The organism is Clostridium thermosuccinogenes (genome assembly GCF_002896855.1).
Classification (GTDB): domain Bacteria; phylum Bacillota; class Clostridia; order Acetivibrionales; family DSM-5807; genus Pseudoclostridium; species Pseudoclostridium thermosuccinogenes.
In genome coordinates this window covers 4,016,837-4,037,130 of sequence record NZ_CP021850.1, presented here as the reverse complement: position 1 = coordinate 4,037,130, position 20,294 = coordinate 4,016,837, and the positions used below count along the sequence as shown (strand labels likewise).

14 protein-coding genes are annotated in these 20,294 nt (G+C 30.8%); 11 read left to right on the top strand and 3 right to left on the bottom strand.

The genetic code is table 11. From position 1 onward, the window contains the following. The 11 genes from CDO33_RS17640 (at position 1) to CDO33_RS17595 (ending at position 17,177) form a co-directional block, all read left to right on the top strand. Positions 1-282, top strand: coding sequence for a hypothetical protein (locus tag CDO33_RS17640; RefSeq protein WP_133158701.1), 282 nt, complete (start codon positions 1-3; stop codon positions 280-282). An 84-nt stretch (positions 283-366) separates the two neighbouring features. After that, positions 367-498 (top strand): hypothetical protein, encoded by a 132-nt coding sequence (locus CDO33_RS21545; RefSeq protein ID WP_274540216.1) that lies wholly within the window; start codon positions 367-369, stop codon positions 496-498. 1,038 nt (positions 499-1,536) lie between these two features. Then, a complete protein-coding gene (locus CDO33_RS17635; RefSeq protein ID WP_103082722.1) occupies positions 1,537-2,157 on the top strand; it encodes a BrxE family protein in 621 nt (206 codons plus the stop codon). Next, positions 2,157-2,948, top strand: coding sequence for a BrxA family protein (locus tag CDO33_RS17630; protein ID WP_103082721.1), 792 nt, complete (start codon positions 2,157-2,159; stop codon positions 2,946-2,948). The genes CDO33_RS17635 and CDO33_RS17630 overlap by 1 nt, the downstream gene beginning before the upstream one ends. Continuing rightward, positions 2,926-3,462: a BREX protein BrxB domain-containing protein gene (locus CDO33_RS17625; protein WP_161496590.1), complete on the top strand. Its 537-nt coding sequence runs from the start codon at positions 2,926-2,928 to the stop codon at positions 3,460-3,462. The genes CDO33_RS17630 and CDO33_RS17625 overlap by 23 nt, the downstream gene beginning before the upstream one ends. A gap of 15 nt (positions 3,463-3,477) precedes the next feature. Continuing rightward, the gene (gene brxC, locus CDO33_RS17620) at positions 3,478-7,101 is read left to right on the top strand and encodes a BREX system P-loop protein BrxC (RefSeq protein WP_103082719.1); all 3,624 of its coding nucleotides are present in this window, start codon (positions 3,478-3,480) and stop codon (positions 7,099-7,101) included. 12 nt (positions 7,102-7,113) lie between these two features. Continuing rightward, positions 7,114-10,809 carry a BREX-1 system adenine-specific DNA-methyltransferase PglX gene (gene pglX / locus CDO33_RS17615; protein ID WP_161496589.1) on the top strand — a complete coding sequence of 1,232 codons (3,696 nt, stop codon included), beginning with the start codon at positions 7,114-7,116 and terminating at the stop codon, positions 10,807-10,809. Next, entirely contained in the window at positions 10,806-13,445 is a 2,640-nt protein-coding gene (locus CDO33_RS17610) for a PglZ domain-containing protein (protein ID WP_103082717.1), read from the top strand. Before pglX ends, CDO33_RS17610 begins: the two co-directional genes overlap by 4 nt. Before the next feature lie 14 nt (positions 13,446-13,459). Further along, the gene (locus CDO33_RS17605) at positions 13,460-14,785 is read left to right on the top strand and encodes a BREX system ATP-binding domain-containing protein (protein WP_103082716.1); all 1,326 of its coding nucleotides are present in this window, start codon (positions 13,460-13,462) and stop codon (positions 14,783-14,785) included. Beyond that, complete coding sequence (locus tag CDO33_RS17600; RefSeq protein WP_103082715.1) at positions 14,785-16,938, top strand: DEAD/DEAH box helicase; 2,154 nt, start codon at positions 14,785-14,787, stop codon at positions 16,936-16,938. Before CDO33_RS17605 ends, CDO33_RS17600 begins: the two co-directional genes overlap by 1 nt. A 35-nt stretch (positions 16,939-16,973) precedes the next feature. Next, the gene (locus CDO33_RS17595; protein ID WP_103082714.1) at positions 16,974-17,177 is read left to right on the top strand and encodes a hypothetical protein; all 204 of its coding nucleotides are present in this window, start codon (positions 16,974-16,976) and stop codon (positions 17,175-17,177) included. 195 nt (positions 17,178-17,372) lie between these two features. Here the strand turns inward: CDO33_RS17595 and CDO33_RS17590 are convergent, their stop codons facing one another. From CDO33_RS17590 to CDO33_RS17580, 3 genes are all read right to left on the bottom strand, one after another. Next, positions 17,373-18,176, bottom strand: coding sequence for an ExeA family protein (locus tag CDO33_RS17590; protein ID WP_103083289.1), 804 nt, complete (start codon positions 18,174-18,176; stop codon positions 17,373-17,375). Next, the gene (locus CDO33_RS17585; RefSeq protein ID WP_103083290.1) at positions 18,169-19,503 is read right to left on the bottom strand and encodes a DDE-type integrase/transposase/recombinase; all 1,335 of its coding nucleotides are present in this window, start codon (positions 19,501-19,503) and stop codon (positions 18,169-18,171) included. Before CDO33_RS17585 ends, CDO33_RS17590 begins: the two co-directional genes overlap by 8 nt. 78 nt (positions 19,504-19,581) lie before the next feature. Next, a complete protein-coding gene (locus tag CDO33_RS17580) occupies positions 19,582-20,148 on the bottom strand; it encodes a DUF6431 domain-containing protein (protein ID WP_103083291.1) in 567 nt (188 codons plus the stop codon). Positions 20,149-20,294 lie beyond the last annotated feature (146 nt).

Below are 20,294 nucleotides of genomic sequence, written 5' to 3'. Positions count from 1 at the left end.
TTGGATGAAATTAAAAGATTGAACTTATCTTTTAACTTACAAAGAGAAAATGATCGGATTGCTTACAATATTATCAGGTCAAAAAGACAGAAAACAGCCTATATTATCAAAGCCATATTAGCCTATGAAGGCGTCACCCAAGAGGAGAAAGAACTAAAAAGGATTAAAAGGGCACTTAGAGAAGTTTTGCAGGATATGAATCTTACGGCAGACAAGGATTGTTATTTTACAGAAGAAAGTCAAATACCTGATGAGGTCTTCCAAATATTTGACAGAATCTAAAAACTGGCCATTAACAGGCCGGTTTTTTTATTTAGGAGCGGAAATAGCAATTAGGATCATGATATAATGGAGCAAAAAAAGGAGATGAGAAAAATAGAAAAATGGTTTATAGAAAAGGATAAAATACTAATATTCCCCAATGGACAAACTATACCAAGCCATTTAAAATATTGGAGAATTTTATGGTTTAATTTATACACTGGAGAAGACTTTTAGTCATTGAATTAAAAAAGGATAGTAGGATTATGGCATATCAGGCATGTAAGACAAAACAAGCGTTCATATCGTAAAAATAGCGACATCAACAAGAACATGTGTGATTGTAGGAGGTGATATTAGTTCAAGGTTTTAATAATAACGTTTATTATTTCAATCTTCCTTATAGTAAGTGCTTCCATACAACTTTATAATATGTTAGGAAATAAATCTTTAATAATTTTTGGTCTGGCAACTATATCATTAATTAGATTGATAAAAGTAGCATTAGAAGGTGAAAAAACAGATAAGTAATAGTATTGTGCATCCACAATTATTAACAGATATTAACCAATAATAATCATTATTAACCATTATTACTGATTGTTAACCATTATTAAATCTTAATAAGTTTATATAAACATGTTTCATAACGGTTAATAATGGTTAATAACTGCTAACAATAGTTAATAACCATTGTTAGTGGTTATTAATGGACATAAACTGTTAAGGGCTATTACTAACATTTATTAATCTTCTGAAGCATATTGGAGTTGATTTTCCAAATTATTTAATTCGTGCCGAAAAAAATCGCCATAGAGGATGACTATGCTATAAGTAAAATAAATAAAAAGAATAAAATAAAAAGAAATAGAAAGAAATTGATATAAAATCACAACAGGGTTATATAGGGTTAAATCAGTATAAATCGGTTAAAATAGACTTTTTTAAAATAACCATTTTGTTTTTAAACGTAAAACGGTTATTTTTTTTACTCAATTTTCGATGTGCTCCTAAAATAAATATAAAATTAAATCAATGAAAAACCTACAAAAATAAATAAAATAGATTTAATAAGGAAAAAGGAGAAAAAAATAGAATAAAGGAGGTAAAAAATCTAATGTTCTGTAATCGTAGGAATTTATATGAAGAAGAGTAATTTTGGTGATTATTAAAATGTCATTTTAAAAATTCCAGCAATAAAAAAAAGATTGCTGGAATTTTTTTATTAAAAAGGGTATAATCATAATTAGTACATTGCAGATTGGAGGGATTTTTATGCAAGACATAAAAAGAAGAATTTATGAATTAGCGAAGAAACATAAATCAGCAGTTAATGTAGAGATATTAGCAGATACGCTTTTTTATAGATTAACTATTATTCGCTTAGGAGAAGAGGATAATAACATGTGGTGGGAATCTTGTATATTAAGTGAAGTAGGCAGAAGAAACTTAGAAAAATTCTTCCCTAATACTTTCTATAAACAGCGATATGACATTGCAAGGAAAATTATTGTTGAAAAAGAGAATAGAGAAATTCCTGAAAAAAGATTTATTACGTTGTTTAATTTTGGATACGAGTTTGAATCCAAAATATTTACTCCGTTTATTAATGAAGTTACAAATTCTGATGGTTGGCAAGAAGTACTAGATATGATTGAAAATATTAAGGAAGAAAAGTTTACAAGTCCATGGGCTAGAGAGTTTTTTAATCTACCTAAACTTCCAGTTTATACTCTTAATGATAAAAAGACCGTAGAATTAGGCAGCATAAGCGAAACTTTTTATAGGAATAAAGAAAGTTTTGATGATACAATAAAATCATTTATATCAATCTATGATTTATGTACCATAGGAAGAGTTGTAATTCCATACTATAAGAGAAGGATGGCTATATAATGATATCAAAGGATTACAGAGCGAGCATTAAAGTAGTAGGTACTGTTTTACCAGATGCAAAACTAATATTAAAAAAGTACCTTGAATTAAAAGATTTAGAACTTTTAAGAAAAGAGGTACTTGAGAATAATTTAATATTAAAAACTTCAAGACGGCGAGCGGAAACGATATTTTATGAGTTAAGAAAGAGATATTTATATGATCAATTAGATGGATATAATGAGAATTCATTTATCTATTTTTTGAAAAAAATTGATTCAGATAGTATTATTAATCTCCTTCTATATTACTATTTGTGTAAAGAAGAAAGAATTATATACGAATATATTGTGAATTTAGTATATGAAAAATATAATAATGGCTCTCTAGGGATAAGTTCAGCAGATACTACAAAGTTTATTTTAGATATTGCTAAAAAAGATGAGAATGTATCTAAATGGTCAGAAAGAACCATAAATGATGTTCGTTCAGGTATGATGGGAGTATTAAAGGAATTTGGTTTTATAAATAGTAGGATAAGACCTAGATTTAATAAGCCATTTATTCCTTCAATTATTTTTTACTATGTTTTATATATGAATAGAGACAGCATTAAAACTATTGAAGATGTATATAGATGCAAGGATTTCCATTTATTTTTATTGTTAGAAAATGACATTAATATATTGCTTGAAGAGGCATATAGAAATGAAGTCTTAGATTTTGGTAGAGATGAATCTAGAACTTTAATATATAAATATAAAGATATTAAGGAGATAATAGATGACTATGTTAATGGAGAAATACAATAAATTAATAGAGTTAATTAACAATGATAACCTTGCTTGGGTGAGACATTCGGGAGTTCCTTTTGTCATTTGTCCATATAAAAAAGAAGAACATAAAGATGTTATATATATAATAAACAAATTACAACAGGAAATAGAATCATACCATATAGAATTAATAAATATGGAACAACTTATATTTGACTTTATAGAAGAGTATGAGACCATAGATGGCGTTATCGAATTAGAAAGGTCAAAAGAAGACATTGACATGGTTGAGGAATTAGGTGAGTTTTTATTAGAAAAAGTAAGGTATTACTTTATATCTAAGGCAAAAGAAATAGGTCCTAAAGGAAGAATATTGGTAACTAGGGTAGGAGCAACGGCAGTATATTTTAATTTTATAAGATTACTTTCTTATTTAGAGGGAAGGGTACATATTCCAATAGTTTTCTTTTATCCAGGAAGTTATGACAGTTTTTCAGTAACCTTACTAGACAAATATAAAGAAACAGCCCTTAGGGCTTTAATAATATAGGAAGGGGTTAAGAACATGTTGATTAAAGATCTATTTAGAGATTCTATAGAAAGATACATAAATCCAGTAATTAAAGTACAGGAAGACGATATTAATGTGGCTAAACGGGAACTACAAGAGTATGTTATTACAGACCAGTTAAGAGAGCATTTTAAGGAATGTCTAGACAAATACCTTAATGATAAAAACAAGGTAGGATATTGGATTTCAGGATGGTTTGGTTCAGGTAAATCACATTTCTTAAAGATTTTTGGTTATCTATTAGAAAACCATCAATTTGATGATTGTACTGCTGCAGATATATTTATCAGAAGAGACGAAACTAATACTTTAAAAAAATATATAGAAAAAATAAATGAGTCTTATAAAACTACAGTAGTAATGTTTGATATTTTAGAAGAAGCAGCAAAACTAGAAGGTAAAGTTGAACCTATAGAACAAACTATTTATAAACAATGGTTAAGTAAAAGAGGATTTTATACAGGAAAACTTTGGGTTGCGGAGATGGAGAAAGAATTATCAGATGAAGGAAAATATGAAGAATTTGTACAAACCATTGAAGAAATAAGTAATAGGAAATGGGAGGATATTAGGCCAACAAGGATAGGCCAAAACTATATTCAAAGAGCATTAGTTAAGGTATTACCAGAACAAATTCCTACTGAATCAGTAGCGAAGGATTATATTGAAGATCTTCAGAGAGGAAAGAGTATTTCTGCGTCAATTTTGGCAGATGAGTTATTGAAGTATGTTGAAGAACTAGATAAACAAACTGGACTAAATAATAGATTGTTTGTAATCGTAGATGAAATAGGGCAGTATATATCAGCAAACCCAGAGGTAATAGGATATTTACAAGCCATAGAAAGTACATTTGCTAGAAAGGGCAAAGGGAAACTTTGGATTGCAGTATCTTCACAGAATAAGTTGGAACAATTAACAGAGCAGTATTTGAAGACTGAGGATGAGGTAAACAAAGTAATCGATAGATTTGAAGTAAGAATACATTTAACTCCAGAAAACTTAGACAAGGTTATAAATGAAAGAGTTTTAAAGAAAAAGCCAGAAGTAATAAAAGATATAGACAGATTATATGAGAGAAATAAGGGAAAGTTATCATCTATTTTAGAATTCAAAGATTTCAAAAAGTATATGCCTAAACTAAATAAAGAAGATTTTATAAATGCTTATCCTTTTCTGCCTTACCATATAAGGTTGATTCAGCCTATTTACTATAATGTTATCTCTAATTCAAAAGTTAACAAAAAACTAGGCGGAACTAATAGAAGCATGATTAAAGCAACTCAAGGTATTCTTATTGACAGTAATATTAATATGAAAGATAAGAATATTGGTGAATTAGTAACTTTAGATATGTTCTTCGAACAAGCAAAAGAATTTATAGACGATCAAATCCAGATAAGCATTAAAGAGGCAGAACAACTGGATCCAAACAATGGAGAATTATTAGTAAAGATTTTAAAAGTGCTTTATTTATTAGACAATGATGATAAATTACAAAAGGACGTAGATACTATTGCAAAATTACTTATTAACAATGTAGATGCTGATTTTATTGACACTTTAGAAAGGGTTAAATCGAGTCTAGATATCTTATATAAGCATGGCTATGTAGAAAGAGATGCACACGGAAACTATAAGTTTATATCACCTGAGGAACAGAGTTTTAGACAAGAAGCCATTTCAAGACTAAAAGAAATTGGTGTTAGAGATGTAAATAAAAAAATAAAAGAAGTAATTGATGAATTATTTACTATAACAAGAATAAATTACAAAAATATTAGACCATTTGATATACAAATAACTATTGATGATGAGGTTAGGAATAGCAGAGGTTTAGTATGCCTTAATTTGAATAGTGTGATGCAATCCTCGGATGAGTTAAGAAAACAGCAGCATCTTTTGAAAAGTATTGGAGATAGCAGAAATATTTATTGGTATGCAAAGTATGACAGCACAATAGACGAAGACATGCAGCAATATTTAATCTTTAATAAAATAATAGATGAATATAGAAGGAAGTGGGGGTCAGACGAAGATAAGAGTTATTTCTTAAGAAAAGAAGAACAAAAAAATTTAAAATTATATGAAGATATAAAAGACAAGATTAAAAAGTCTTTTATAAATGGGACTTATATATATCAAGGAAAGGAATTCCCTATACCAAATAAAAGTGATTTAAAGTCCATATTTGAAGATATTTCTAGTCTAGCAATACCAAAGGTATATCATAGGTTTGATGCGGTAGGAGTCAAGATAACAAAAGAAGATATTCAGAGTATTTTTAAGGGAAATCAATTGTCTATTGACTTAAGTGGATTAAATCTTATACAGGATACCAATGTAAATGCAGAGTCTGCTGTATTAAAAGAAGTTTTAAATGAAATAAAAACACTAAAAAATAAGTATGGACAGTGTGTAGGCAAAGATTTGTTAAGTGTATTTGATAATGAGCCATATGGCTGGGCCTCGGAAGCAGTACGCCTTTTTACAGCGTTATTATTTAAAAATGGGAACATAGAACTTAATTATGAAGGCAAAGATTTTCTTGATTATAATCAATCAGGAGTAAGAGATATATTTGAAAATGAACCTAATTTTAGAAAGGCAATTTTTAAATTGGCAGTAGTAGTTGATGCATCCACTAGGCAAAAATGTCAGGATATTTTGATGAGTATGTTTAACAAGAAATCTGAAGATACACTTGTTGAGTTATATATAAATACAAGAAATGTATTGATAGACTATAGAAATAATATCTCAGCAATGAAAGAAATAATATCTAGCAATGATTTAGCATTTAAAGATTCAATAGATAAGTTAGATGAAATTTTTAAAACCATATTGAATTCAAAGACACAAGGTGAAACCATAAATAACTTTGTACAAAAAGCATCAGAATATGAACCTTTACTATCAAAGTATAAAAAGTTGAAGAATTTTATTGATAATGGAAACTTAAAAGAATATAAGAAAATGAAGTATTTCTTAACTAATGTATGGATAATTGAATTAGACCGTAATGATGAAAATATAGAAACTAAAGAAAAAATATTTGCTCAAATAATGAATGATTTAAAGAGTGAATCATTTGTAGATTCATGGCCTAATGTTAGAGATAATTTTTATAAACTCTACGACCCATATGTAAAAGAATATATAAAAACGCATGAAACTCTGTATAAAGTTTACAATGAGAAAATTGAAGAAATGAGAAAAAATAAGAGTTTCTTAAACCTAAAAAGTGAAATAGCAAAAGGATATATATTAAGTGTATTGACTGATAAACTATGTTCTCATAGTATTTCTAAATTTGAAGTTCCATGTCCTAATTGTAGAACCTTTATTAGGGATATGAAAACAAGTATTGATGCAGTAGATGTTTATTATGAAAAAGCCATGAACAAGTTATATGAATATCTTAATAAACAAATTGAGGAAGAAAGAAAAGAGAGTGAGGTTGAAGATCCACAACCTGTAATTAAGCATATTAGTACAAGCAGTTTTCCTAAAAATGTGCTTCTTAGAAACCCAAAATCTGTAAAAGGTTATGTAAAAAGAATTGAGAAACAATTAATGGAAGAGATTAGTGCTGGGAACAGCATAATGATCGAATAAGGGGTGGGTTCATTGAATTCAGAACAAAAAAAGGCTATTAAGTCTACTATATTAGAGTGCCGGGATATATTAGAAAAAGATATAGAACAGGTTTTAATAAATTATGGTATCTATATAAACAAAGACTGGGTCAATTTAAGGGATTTGAAAAACTTAACTGAGGAACAAGAGAATAATAGAAAGAATATAGAAAAGGCAATTGAAAAACTTGAAAAAGGTGGATTTAAGAGAGATAAAGCAGTTATAGAATATATTAAGGAAGTATCATATACCTATCTAAATCGCCTAGCAGCACTTAGAGTTATGGAGGTAAGAGGACTTATTGATGAGATTTTAGTACCTCGAGTTGAATATGGTAATAAGTCATTTATTAATTCAAGATTCTATGAGGTTGCTAGAGAGTTTTGTAAGTATGAAACGGATGGTGGATTAGGATACCTATTAAATATAATGTTTAATGAGATCAGTGAGGAGATAAAGATCTTATTTAATACAGAGGATGAATATTCTTTTATAACCCCATCAAGTGCAAGTTTATTAAAAGTAATAGAACTTTTATGTACAAATATTGATGAGGATTCATGGAGACAAGATGAAATTATAGGTTGGATTTACCAATATTTTAATGATAAAGAAAAAGATGATGTATTTGATAGACTTTACAATAAAAAGCAAAAAATTTATGTAGAAGACATTCCTGCTGCAACTCAATTATTTACGCCAGACTGGATAGTTGATTGGATTGTAGATAATTCATTAGGTTCATTATGGGATGAAATAAAACAAGGTAAAAGAGAAAATAAAAAAGTAGAAGATATTAAACTATTAGATCCCTGTTGTGGAAGTGGTCATTTTTTAGTAAAGGCTTTTGATTTGTTTTATGAGATGTATGTAGAGGAAGGGTTATATACGAAAGAAGAGATACCTTATAAAATACTTGAAAATAATTTATACGGAATAGATATAGATTTAAGAGCAGTTCAGTTGACAAGTTTAATATTATTTATAAAGGTTAAATCATCCTTAAAAGAAAATGGATTCAATACAAACACTAAGGGCAAACTTTCGGTTAACTTAGTATGTGCTGATGCTATTCTATTAAATGGAAAGAGACTAGAAGAGTTAAAAGAAAAACATAAAGATAATAAGCCTATATTAAAAATGATAGAAATTATTTATGAGGAATTTGAAGATGTTAGACTAAAGGGAAGCCTTATCCAACCAGAGAAGAAGTTATTTCCATTATTTGAAGAATATAAAAATAGGATTGCTTTGAGAGAATTAAGTAAGGTAAAGAAGACTAAGAAAAATCAAACTAAAGGGCAACAAAATCTATTAGAAGAAACAAATGAAATTACTTTTTCAGAATATAAATCTCAAAGAAATTTTTCAAAAGAAGAAAGAGAACTAATGATTAGTTTAGATGCGATTTATAGTGAGGCTATTAGAGCAAATGATATATCAAGGCAGTTGTTTGCTAGTGAAGCAAAAAAATCAGTTAAATTAGTGGATATATTTATGAAACAATATGATGTAGTTGTAACGAATCCACCTTATATGGGGAAAAGAAGTATGAATGATAAATTAAAAAATTTTATTGATAATGTTTATAAAGATTCTAATAATGATTTATATTCCGTATTTATTGAAAGATGTATTTCTTTAACACGTGTGAACGGCTTTATAGGGATGATAACTCAAAACACATTTATGTTTATAACAACATATAAAAAAGTAAGAAATTTGATTTTAGATAATACATGTATTAGAGAGTTAGTACATTTAGGACCAAAGGCATTTGAGGATATTAGTGGAGAAAAGGTTAATACAGTAATGTTTATATTAGAGAAGGGGACTTCTAACGTAAATAAAATAGGTAAATATATAAAACTAGATGATATAAAGTTATCTAGTAGAAAAATGCAAGTTTTAAAAGAGGCAGTCAATAAAGAAAAAGATGAAAGAGTATTTCACATGAGTCAAAGTGATTTTGATTTAATAGAAGGTAGAAGTTTTGTTTATTGGATGGATAGTGAAATTAGGGATATATTTAAGACATATAAGCCATTAATTGAATATGCAAAACCAGTTGTTGGTTTTCAATCAGGGAAAGACGCATACTTTTTTAGATACTTCTGGGAAGTAAAAGAAGAGTCTATTGGAAATAGGTGGTTTCATTGTGCTAAAGGAGGAGAATTTGGGAGGTACTATAAATCACTACCGGAAGTTGTTTTATGGGAAAATAACGGTAAAGAGTTAAAGGAGTTTAAGGGATCAGTTATAAGAAATGAGAGTTTTTATTTTAAAAGAGGTATAAGTTCATCACTTTTAGGTGGTCTAAATTATAGTGCTAGAATTTTACCTGATAACTATTTGTTTAATGTAACCTGTGTTAATGTATTTCCTTATAATTATGATAATTTTAATGTACTGTTAGGAATATTGAATTCAAGTTTATCAGTATATATGTTAAATCTAATTAATCCAACCTTGAGCATTACACCAGGTACTTTATCAAAATTGCCAATCACTATTCCTGAAAGTGACGAAAAGAAGGAAATAGAAAATTTGACTTTAACATGTATAGAAATACAAAAGAAATTAGTATCTATCGATGAGACATCTATTATTTTTGAAGGACCTTTTTTAAATAAATATAAAAGTGTTAATCTATTTGAAGTTTTAATAAATGAAATATTAGAAGAGTATTTATTAAATGAAGTTTTAGATATAAATTCTATTGTTATTGATAAGTATATATTTGATTTATATGAAGTCTCTGAAAAACTAAGAGAAAAGGTATTATCTGAGTTAAAGCGTTTACCGTGCAAAGAAGAATATTTATGTCATTTCAAAAAAGAATCAGCAAACCACGAACATATAAATATAGAATTGCACGAAAAAATATTGGATTATTTAACTAAAGGATACTCAATCTATGATATTGCTTTTAAATGTAACTTGGATATTAAAAGGTTGTATGATTATCTTCTTAGTAAAAAAGTTTATACAAATGTGCAATTAAACAAGAAACTTAAAGATGTTATCTCTTATTTTGTAGGTGTAATTTTTAATAGATGGGATAATTTTGAGGAAAATACAGATGGGATTTTGCCATTAGATAGTTCCATATATTTAGAAGAAGACATTATTGAAAAATTATACAGATTAATAATATTGGAATTTGGTGAAGAAAATGCTGATAATGTTATAGATGAAGTTGAAAGAATCTTAGGGACTTCAATCCATAGTTATTTTATGGGTGAATTTTTCAATGATCATGTATTAAGATATAAAAAACGACCAATATATTGGCATATTTGCAGTCCTAAAAAAACATTTAACTGCTTCTTATATTATCATAAACTAGATAATGATACCTTATACAAAGTTAAGAGTATTTATCTTAAACAGATGATAGATAGATATGAAGAGGACCTAAAGTATTATACTAATCAGTTAATTGAGGCAAGGACTAAAGGTGATAAGAGTAAAGAAAAAGATTTCAAAAATAAATGTAGCGATTTAGAAACAAAGTTAGAAGACTTGTATATTTTAGATAAAAAGATAATGGAGATATTGCCATACAAGCCTGATATAGATAAAGGGGTATTATATAATATAATACCTTTAGAACCTATACTTGCAAGCCCTATATCAACTAAGAAAGAAAGAGAAGACTACTACAAAGAGGTAGGAAAGCAATGAAAACACCATTTTATAAATTGATACAAGCAGATATAAACGAAAAATTTAAGAACTCAAATATTGTCATATGGTATGATTGTAAGAATGAATTCTTACAGGAATTTAATTTATATGATGAGCAAGGAGTCAATAAAATTGCCTTTGAAGGTAGTTTTATTGAACTCCGCTATAAAATACTATTGGCAGATAGTGAATTATCGAAAAAATGGCTTATATATTCTAATGTAGAGAACCGACAGGGATTTCTAACCGAATTTGAATTTTTTGGAGATACATATATTGCATCAGTAAAAGATATTTTAGAAAGATATTACAGGATAGATTTTGGTCAATTCGACATATCAACACTAGAAGAACGTTTACATATACTTAAAAGACTATGGGATATAATCCCTGAAAATGTTATTAGAAGTTTAAGCCAAGAAACGTTAGATGATATTGTCTTAACTAACGGTTTTGGATATGTTGATATTAGTAAAGAGTATACAATACTTAAATATATTTGTGAAACAGATAAGTATGATTCAATACTTGAAGAAGCAAAAATCAAAGATAAATTTTTTGAGTTTCTTTCTTTGGAATATGGAATTAATGTGTCTGATTTTAATTCTAAAGATAAAATTGCTAAATACATAGCAGAAAGTTTATTTCAAAGTGAGTTAATACAGAAAAGTAGAAATAAAGATATTAGACCTTTTGGAATTGAACTAAATACAAATAAAATAATGAATTGTGTGCAACTTCTTGAAACATGGGCTAATCATGATATCTATAGAGAAAAATTTATTGAATACTCTAAAAGGGTATCAGAAAAATATATGATTAATGTACTTAATGAAATGGAATTGGACGAGTTATTTGCTATTGAATATTTATATGGTATAGAGGAAATTTTATATAAAAAATTAGAGATTCAGATATTTAAAGATGTTCATGATTCTTATTTAATAAAAGAGAGTCTATTGGAGTATTTAAGTGGCCAATATGTAAAGGAAGAGAAAAAAAATTATCAATACAGTGATATCGAAAAAGGTATAGATATAGAATCACTAAAAACGCAATTAAAAGATTTAAGTGTATTTATAGATATTAGAAGAAGATATTATTTTTCAAAATCAAGGATATTTAATAAATGGAATATCCTTAATAATATATTTCAGTTAATAAACATGCTTTATAAGTTTGAAGAAGAGTTTAAGACAATAACTAGTAACATGGATAATATAATTTCCCTTTATGAAACTAATAATTGGTGGAAGATAGACTTATTGTATAGAAAAGTTCAAGAAGATTACACTTTGATTGATGATTTTATTTCACGACTTCTAAATTTTGTGAACAAGAAGTATTATTATCAATATCTAAAACCTTTAAATGAAGAGATATCTAATATTATTGAGAACAGACACAACTATGAGTTTAAAACAGATATACAACTAGACTTTTGGTCCAAATATGTATCGAATTCCAATAAGAAAACAGCAGTAATCATAGTCGATGCAATGAGATATGAAATGGGTAAAGAGATGTTCTCAATGCTTAATGAAATAGAGAATAAAACAATTGTACCGCTTATTGCATCAATACCAACAGTTACAGAATTTGGGATGGCTAGTTTATTACCTAATGGCAATACAAAACTCATCATCAATGAAGAGAATGACACGATTAAAATAATGGATGGAAACTTTAATTATCCATTAAATAATAAATCTGAACGCATAAGGTTTTTCCTAGAAATATCTTGTGGCAACGGAGTAGTTAAAAAATTAAATGAAATTATAGATATTCCAATGAATAGTTTAAAGGGTGAATTTGAAAATAAGGATAGAATATTAATCTTTTCGAATGAAATTGATGAGGCTGGTCACATTGAAGATTGCAGTATCCAAATGTTTCCTGGATTACTCAATAAGATAAATAGTGCAATAAAAAAGTTAGTGCAGATTGATATCGAAAAGATAGTTGTTGTTGCTGACCATGGTTTCATATTAACTTCTGGATTAGAAGAATGGATGAAAGTCGATATTCCAAAAGATCTGGACAATATTGTGAAAAAACGAAGATATACTATTTCAAGAAATAGAGTAGAAGGAAATTATATAAGTAAAAGTGCTTATTCTGTAAACTATAATGGAGATCTTTATTTTAATTTTCCAAGAGGAATAAATGTATTTCCAGTTAGTGGGGGAATTAAATTTCACCATGGAGGAATATCGCTTCAAGAATTGTTAGTACCTGTAATAGTTATAGAGAAAAAAGACGAAAAAGTTATAGAGGTATATAATCCTGAAGTTATAGAACAAATTAGTTTAGTGGATATTGGATTAGATATAGATTTTACGCAAAATAAGGTAAAAGATATTCCTATATCAGTTAAAGAACAAATAAAAGACTATATAGATAAAAGTAATTTAAATAAAAAAGAGAAAAAGGTTTTGGAATTATTCTTAAAAGCATCTTCTTATACAGATTCTGAGATACAAGAAATATGTAAAGAGGACGGTATTAAGTTTGTATCTCAATCAGTAATGGCATTTATGCAGGAGTTCATATCCAAACTTAATAAAGAAGGATATGATTGGATAGGGTTCAAAGTTGTCGGTATGTCAACATATGAGTACTATCTGAAATAGAGGGAGGTTATTAGATGGATATAAACATAGGGCAACAAATTTTAAGGGCCTTACACAATGGTAGTGTCCCAGCATATGAAAGTGCAAAATATATTATGTGCGGTCATGAAGAAGAAAGGGATGCAATATTAGAAGATTTGAACTATATAAAATTCAAGCCGAATGGGAATGCACATTCGGGATTCAAAATGATATATGGACCATATGGAAGTGGCAAGTCTTTCTTATGTGAAGTCTTAAAAGAGGAAGCATTAAAGTACAATTTTGTTGTTTCAGAGATAGTAATATCCAAAAATACTCAATTACATAATTTCGAAATTATATATAATAAATTAATGGTTGGAATGCGTACAAATGAATTTAGAGAATTCTCTGCATTTAGAATAATAATTGAAAGTTGGATCGAAAGAGAAAAATCTGAGATTATAAGAAAATATAATTTAAATCCAGATGACAATGAAGAGGATGAAGAAAAACTAATAGCAAGGCTTAAAGATAAGGTAACGTTAGAACTTGCAAAAGCGAACACAACTAATGTTTCAATTGTTAATGCAATTGTTTCATTTTGCGAAGGACTTTTGAGCGGTGATAATAATTTAGCACAAAAAGCACTTGCTTGGTTTGCTGGTGATACAAATATACCTTCTGATATTAAAAAGAGTATAGGAGTTAAAGGAATAGTAGATAAGGGAAATGTATTTGAATTTCTTAAAACATTGCTTTATATAATAGAAAAATCAGGGTATGCTGGTTTGTTTGTAATAATAGATGAAGTTGAGACTGTAAGAAAAGAAAGGAAAGACATAAGGTATCAGGCTTATGAAAATTTAAGATTGCTTATCGATATGGTTAGTAAAGATAACCTACCCGGTTGCTACCTTCTATTTACCGGTACAGATGAATTAATAGAAGATGAAGAAAAGGGCATAAAAGAACATGACGCTTTATATACAAGAATAGAACCAATTAAATTAGGTGATATCCGAATACTAGAACAACCTCTTATTAAATTAACAAGATTTAATACAAGTCAATTAATTGAAATTTCTAAGAAGGTTAGGTATATTCATGGAGTTGTTTATGAATGGAACCCTGAGGATAAAATATCAGATGAGTTTATCCAAGAATATGTCCAAAGATTTACCAATGCATTTGGAAGAGAAGTAAGTATATTGCCCAGGACTTTTTTGCGAAATTTTGTATTTATTTTAGAGGCAGCAAAAAAAGAACCTATGAGTAAAATAAAAGCACTTTTAAATATTAGTGAAGAGCAGGTAGAAGAAGTTAATAAGCAGATAGAATTATATGGTAGGGAAGTCGCTATGGAGATGGAGTTATAATGGAATCTAGTTATTTTTTATTAGATGAAAAAATTCAAAATGGAATCAAAGATATTCTAAAGTGGGGGAGTTTAACACCTATACAAGAAGAGACTATTCCATGCATTCTTAATGGAGATAACTGTATCTTAATAGCACAAACTGCTGGAGGAAAAACAGAAGCAGCATTTTTGCCTATTATATCTGAAATCTACCAAGAAAAATTAAAGCCAATTTCTGTAATTTATATATCTCCTATTAGGGCACTCCTTAATAATCAAGAATTTAGATTAAAAAGACTTGGTAAAATCGCAAACATCGATGCATTTAAATGGCATGGAGAAGTTGATTATAGTGATAAGAGAAAATTTAAAATAGAACCTAAGCATATAATAGCAACGACTCCGGAATCACTAGAGGTTATACTCATGTCAGATTCCTATGCTTCAGAAGAATTATTTTCAAATATAAGATTTATAGTAATAGATGAGGTACATTATTTCGCAGAAAACTATAGAGGGGCTCAACTGTTAAGTATTATTGAAAGGATACAAACTTACTCTAAGTATGATATTCAGCGGATAGGCTTATCTGCGACCGTAGGTAATCCAGATGAGATTTTAGATTGGATTTCTGGGTCTAGCAAAAGAAAGAAATCTGTTATTAAACCAGAAAGTAAAGGGAAAAAATCTAAAATATTAATTAGATACTTCGATGAATTCAGTGAAGATACGGTTAGTTGTCTCCTACCTGAGTTAAGAGGCAAAAAGGCATTATTTTTTTGTAATAGTAGAACCAATAGTGAAATGATGTCTAGAATATTAAAGAATTTGAATATAAATGCAAAGGTTCATCATTCTTCAGTTAGTAAGAACTTAAGAGAAATATCAGAGGATAAACTAAAAAATACTCCGGGGGAAATGTGTTTATGTTGCACCTCTACTATGGAATTAGGTATAGATGTAGGTGAACTAGATGTAGTTATGCAATTAAACAGCCCTTCAACAGTGGCATCATTTAGACAAAGAATGGGGAGAACAGGCAGAAGGGAAGGAACCATATCACATTATGAGTTTTGTGTGGATGAAGAATTTTATTTAATAAATGCTATTGCTATTGTTGAATTAGCAAGAGAAAAATGGGTGGAGTCTGCTTTAATTCCATCAGCGGCATATACTGTATTATTTCAGCAAATATTTTCTATGATACAACAAAAATTTGGTTTAAGGCATTCATACCTAAAAGAGATAGTAGAAAAATCAAATTCATTCAGAAATATAAATGAGGAGAAATTATTAAACTTTATTCAATACCTTATAGAAAAGGAGTATTTAGAATTTAGCAATTGGGAATATTTACTAGGCAAAGAAATTGAAAAAGAATACGGTTATAATTTTTTAATGAACTTTATATCTATATTTGAAACTATACCTGAATTTTCAATAATATATAAAAATAAAGAGATAGGAACTTTACAATCTTGGTTTGTTTATTCACTGCTAAAGGAAAACAAGACATCTAATTTTATATTGGCAGGAAATACATGGCGAATAGATAAGATAGACTATGATAAATACAGAATATATGTACAAATATCTAAAGACGGTGGACTTGCAGTATGGCTTGGCAGCGGAATGGTAGTATCTTATGAAATAGCCAAACAAATGCTAAAAGTGCTTAATAGTAGCAGTGATTATCCATACATCGATATGAAATCTAAATCGGTATTGAAGAGTGTGAGATTAGAGCATTCCGCACTCTCTATTGATTTAGATGAAATTCTTATAGATGTGGTCAAGGATGGATTTGATATATATACATATGCAGGGCATAAGGTGAATTTTACTCTTGGATTAATAATTCAACATGAGTTTGGGCTTGAGTTTAGTGTTTCTTATAATAAACTTAAGGTTAGAAAAGCGGAAAAAAATATTAGTGAAAAACATATTTTAGATTTATTCAATAGATTTAAAACAGATACAGATAAATTAGAAGAAATTATAGAGAAGGCACTAATATCTTCTAATTTCGAAAGCCATTCTAAATTTTATAAACATTTACCTAGATTTGCACAAATAGAAGTTCTTAAATATGAGTTAGTAGATATAAAAAACACAGTAAAAGTATTAAAAGAATCTAAAATAAATATTGAGAATTTATATGACAGGTTATAAATTATAAAACCACTAAGAATAAAGGGGGATTTATCATGCCTACATTTAAAAATTTAAAAGATTTAGAAAATTATTTAAAGAAAAATCCCAAAATTGTACTTGAGCAGAATATAGGTAAAGTAATTGAATATGAATGTCCTGTATGCAAATCGACACAAAAGATAGAAATTATTTCCTCAAATAAAGGAAAGTGCAAAAATTGTAGCAGAGAAATTGAGATTACCATGGTAATAGAATAAATATTGTTCAGTAATTATTAATTAATTGCAGTATAATGAAAAATCAAAGTCAAAGGCAGATTTAGCCCTTGGCTTTTTATTTTTATTGTAGATTGTCGCTGTTCGGCCTCTTTGACCGCAATCTGCTCATTCTTTTTGACCGCTAGTTTTGCTCATTAGCCCTGTCCGCAGATGTATACGGACAGGGCATATTAACTACCAGTTCAATTCTTCCTCAACAATAAGCCTTACCACATGATCGTCTATGATTTTTTTCTGTACCTGTGCCCCATGTAAAAGGCAAGCTGTACACGCCCGGTTGATTTTTCGCGGTACTCCATGAGAATATTCATATATCTCGTCTACCGCCATATCCGTAAATATCTCCCGGCTTTCTCCTGCATACTCCAGGTGCTTTCTTATGTATTCACCGGTTCTTTGCCGATCATATGGCATCATATGATATCGGATATCTATTCGCTGGCATATTGCCTCATATATCTGCTTCTTCAGGATGTCCTTCAACTCACTCTGGCCTACCAGGATTAAACTCATTGGGTTATACGAATCCATCCTGAAGTTTAGTAAAAACCGGATTTCCTCCAGCATCTCCCTTGAAAGTAGGTGTGCCTCATCTGTGATGATTATAGGAATACGTCTCTGTATTTCAATCAGGTTGCTGATCTCTCTCGTTAGTTGTCGTTTTGCATCGCTCCTGTAGAATTTCGCTTCACATCCCAGCTGGTTCAATACTTCCCAGTAAAAATTCCTCGGTGTCAACGCCGAATCGCTTATGTACATTACCTTGTACCGGTTGCTGTCCAGCGCCCCAACAAACTTCCTTATGGCTGTGGTCTTTCCTGTACCAACATCTCCCGTTATCACTGCAAACAACCGGTTCCGGGCCGCATACTCAAGCCTGCTGCAGACCTCTTCCAGCTCCGGATTGCTATACAAATGCTTCTCCGGTATATCCCGGGTGAACGGCGTGTGCAGAAAGTTGTAGTACTGCTCAAACATTTCTGTCACCGCCCTTCATGCTCCTGAAGGTTAATGCTCCGGTCTGCCGTTTTTGCCTCTTTTCATTCTCGCTCTCATATATTTTTAATAGCCGTGAATGAGTCGCCGATTTCGTTGCTGGTGTTTTTTCAACCTTTGAGCAGTATTCCCCAACCTTCAGCGGGGTTGCTGTCTTTCGGCGCTCACCATTGTACCATATCTCCAGAAGGCTCATATCAAAAGGATCATACCGCACATCCACTTTTTTGCCTATGTATTCGATTCCGGCTTCATATTCTATCCCTTGCAGCTTGAAACAGCCTGTGTTGTCAACTTTCCTTGTATCTTCCCATAAAAATGCGTCCCGGCATTCTTCAGGAGTTGCAAACCGCACCTTCTTTGGATCACTTGCATACGCCTGCGATGGAGAAACCCCTTTTAAACTGCTATGAGGCTTCCCGTTGTACCCTTCATCCAGCCATACCCGAAATTTGCGGTTAAGTTCCTCCAGGCTTTTTGCTTTCTCCAGCGATATCTCCTGGAAAAACTCTTCAACTGTGGCATTGAACCTCTCAATCTTGCCTTTGCTCTCCGGAGAATACGCCTTTGTGTTCATGTGACGGATTCCCAGCTTTGCACATGCTACTCTGAACCATTTCGAGATAAATACCTTGCCATTGTCAACGTATACTGCCTCCGGCTTGCCGTATTTCAATATTGCCTTGCGAAAACTGTCTTCCAATATCGGAAGCCTCTGATTGTCGTAAAATTCTGCATGACACACCAGCCTCGTCGCATCGTCAATAAATGCCACCATGTATGTCCGTTTCTTACCGCCGTCGGCAGTCGGTATGTACGGACCGTATTTGATATCTGCCTGCCACAATGTGTTCCTTCCGTTTTTGACGAACCGGCGGGCTGTCGTTCCTTCTATACGAACATTTCTGAAGTCTTTTGCACCAAAGCCCATCTTCAAAAGATGCCTGGACAAGGTGCTTCTGGAGACACTTCCTTTTTTGACAATCCCTTCGCCTTCAAGGATCTTTATGATCCTCCTGACACTTCTCTCCGGCAGTTCCTGTTTTATTTCGATTGCCCGATCTAATATTTCCTGAGATATCGCTCTTTGTTGCCCTGTATCTTTTCGTATCTTTGGTAATAGCCCTTCGTAACCATTCTCCCGGTACGCTGCAAGATACCTCCGAAGTGTCCTTTCCGAAATTCCTTCCCTCTCAAGTATCTCCTGCCGTATTCTCCGCTTTTCCGCCTCATCCAGATCCGGCTGCAATAGCGGCGATATGATCTCATGTTTCTTTAATGCTTTTTCCAATACTTCATTGTTTATCATTTCGATCCCTCCTGTGCTTTTTCCTAAAGCCTATCAGAAGGGAACTCCGGACAGCTACGCAAACTATGTGGGAATTTTCTATACAAATACTCCTGCCAGATGATTTGTTAGCCACATATTCGTTTCACCTATGGCAAGATGGCTGCTTTCTATCTGCGGCAGTAACCCAAGCAGCCGCTCAATCATGTGGAATACCTTTGTTTCTATCATCTCCAGCTCATTGACAAACTTGCCATAATACCTGTACAGTATAGCTCTTAATGCTCCTGCAGCTTGCCGCCCCCGTTGCCTGAATTCTTCTACCCACCGCCTTAATGTGGATATGCTGGCGGCAGTCTCAATCTCCTCAAGAGGTATACCGTCCTCCTGGTCCCGAAGGACCAGCTCGCTATCACAAGCCGAGTAATGCTTATACGGCCTGATGAAATCCGGTATGATTGCATGTGTCTTCCCACACTTGCTACAGATTACACGGAATATGTTAATCCATTCAATTTCCTCGCCCATATGCACATGACGTGCATATCTGTCATGAAAGGTTGTTTTCCCGCCGCATTTCGGGCATATCAACTCCAGCCTTTCCAAAAATTTTAAACAATTTCTGCGATACTCCTTAACATTCCGCCCCAGATATGCTATTATCATATTACAAATGTGTTAAAGGGCTTTGAGGGTTAGGTGCTGGAACACTTAACATATATATTCAAAGCTCTTATCATATCCTCCTTTTTTTCTTCCAGGAAGATATTAGCATACGTGCAAACGGTCACGCAACTTGAGCAACTCCGGGA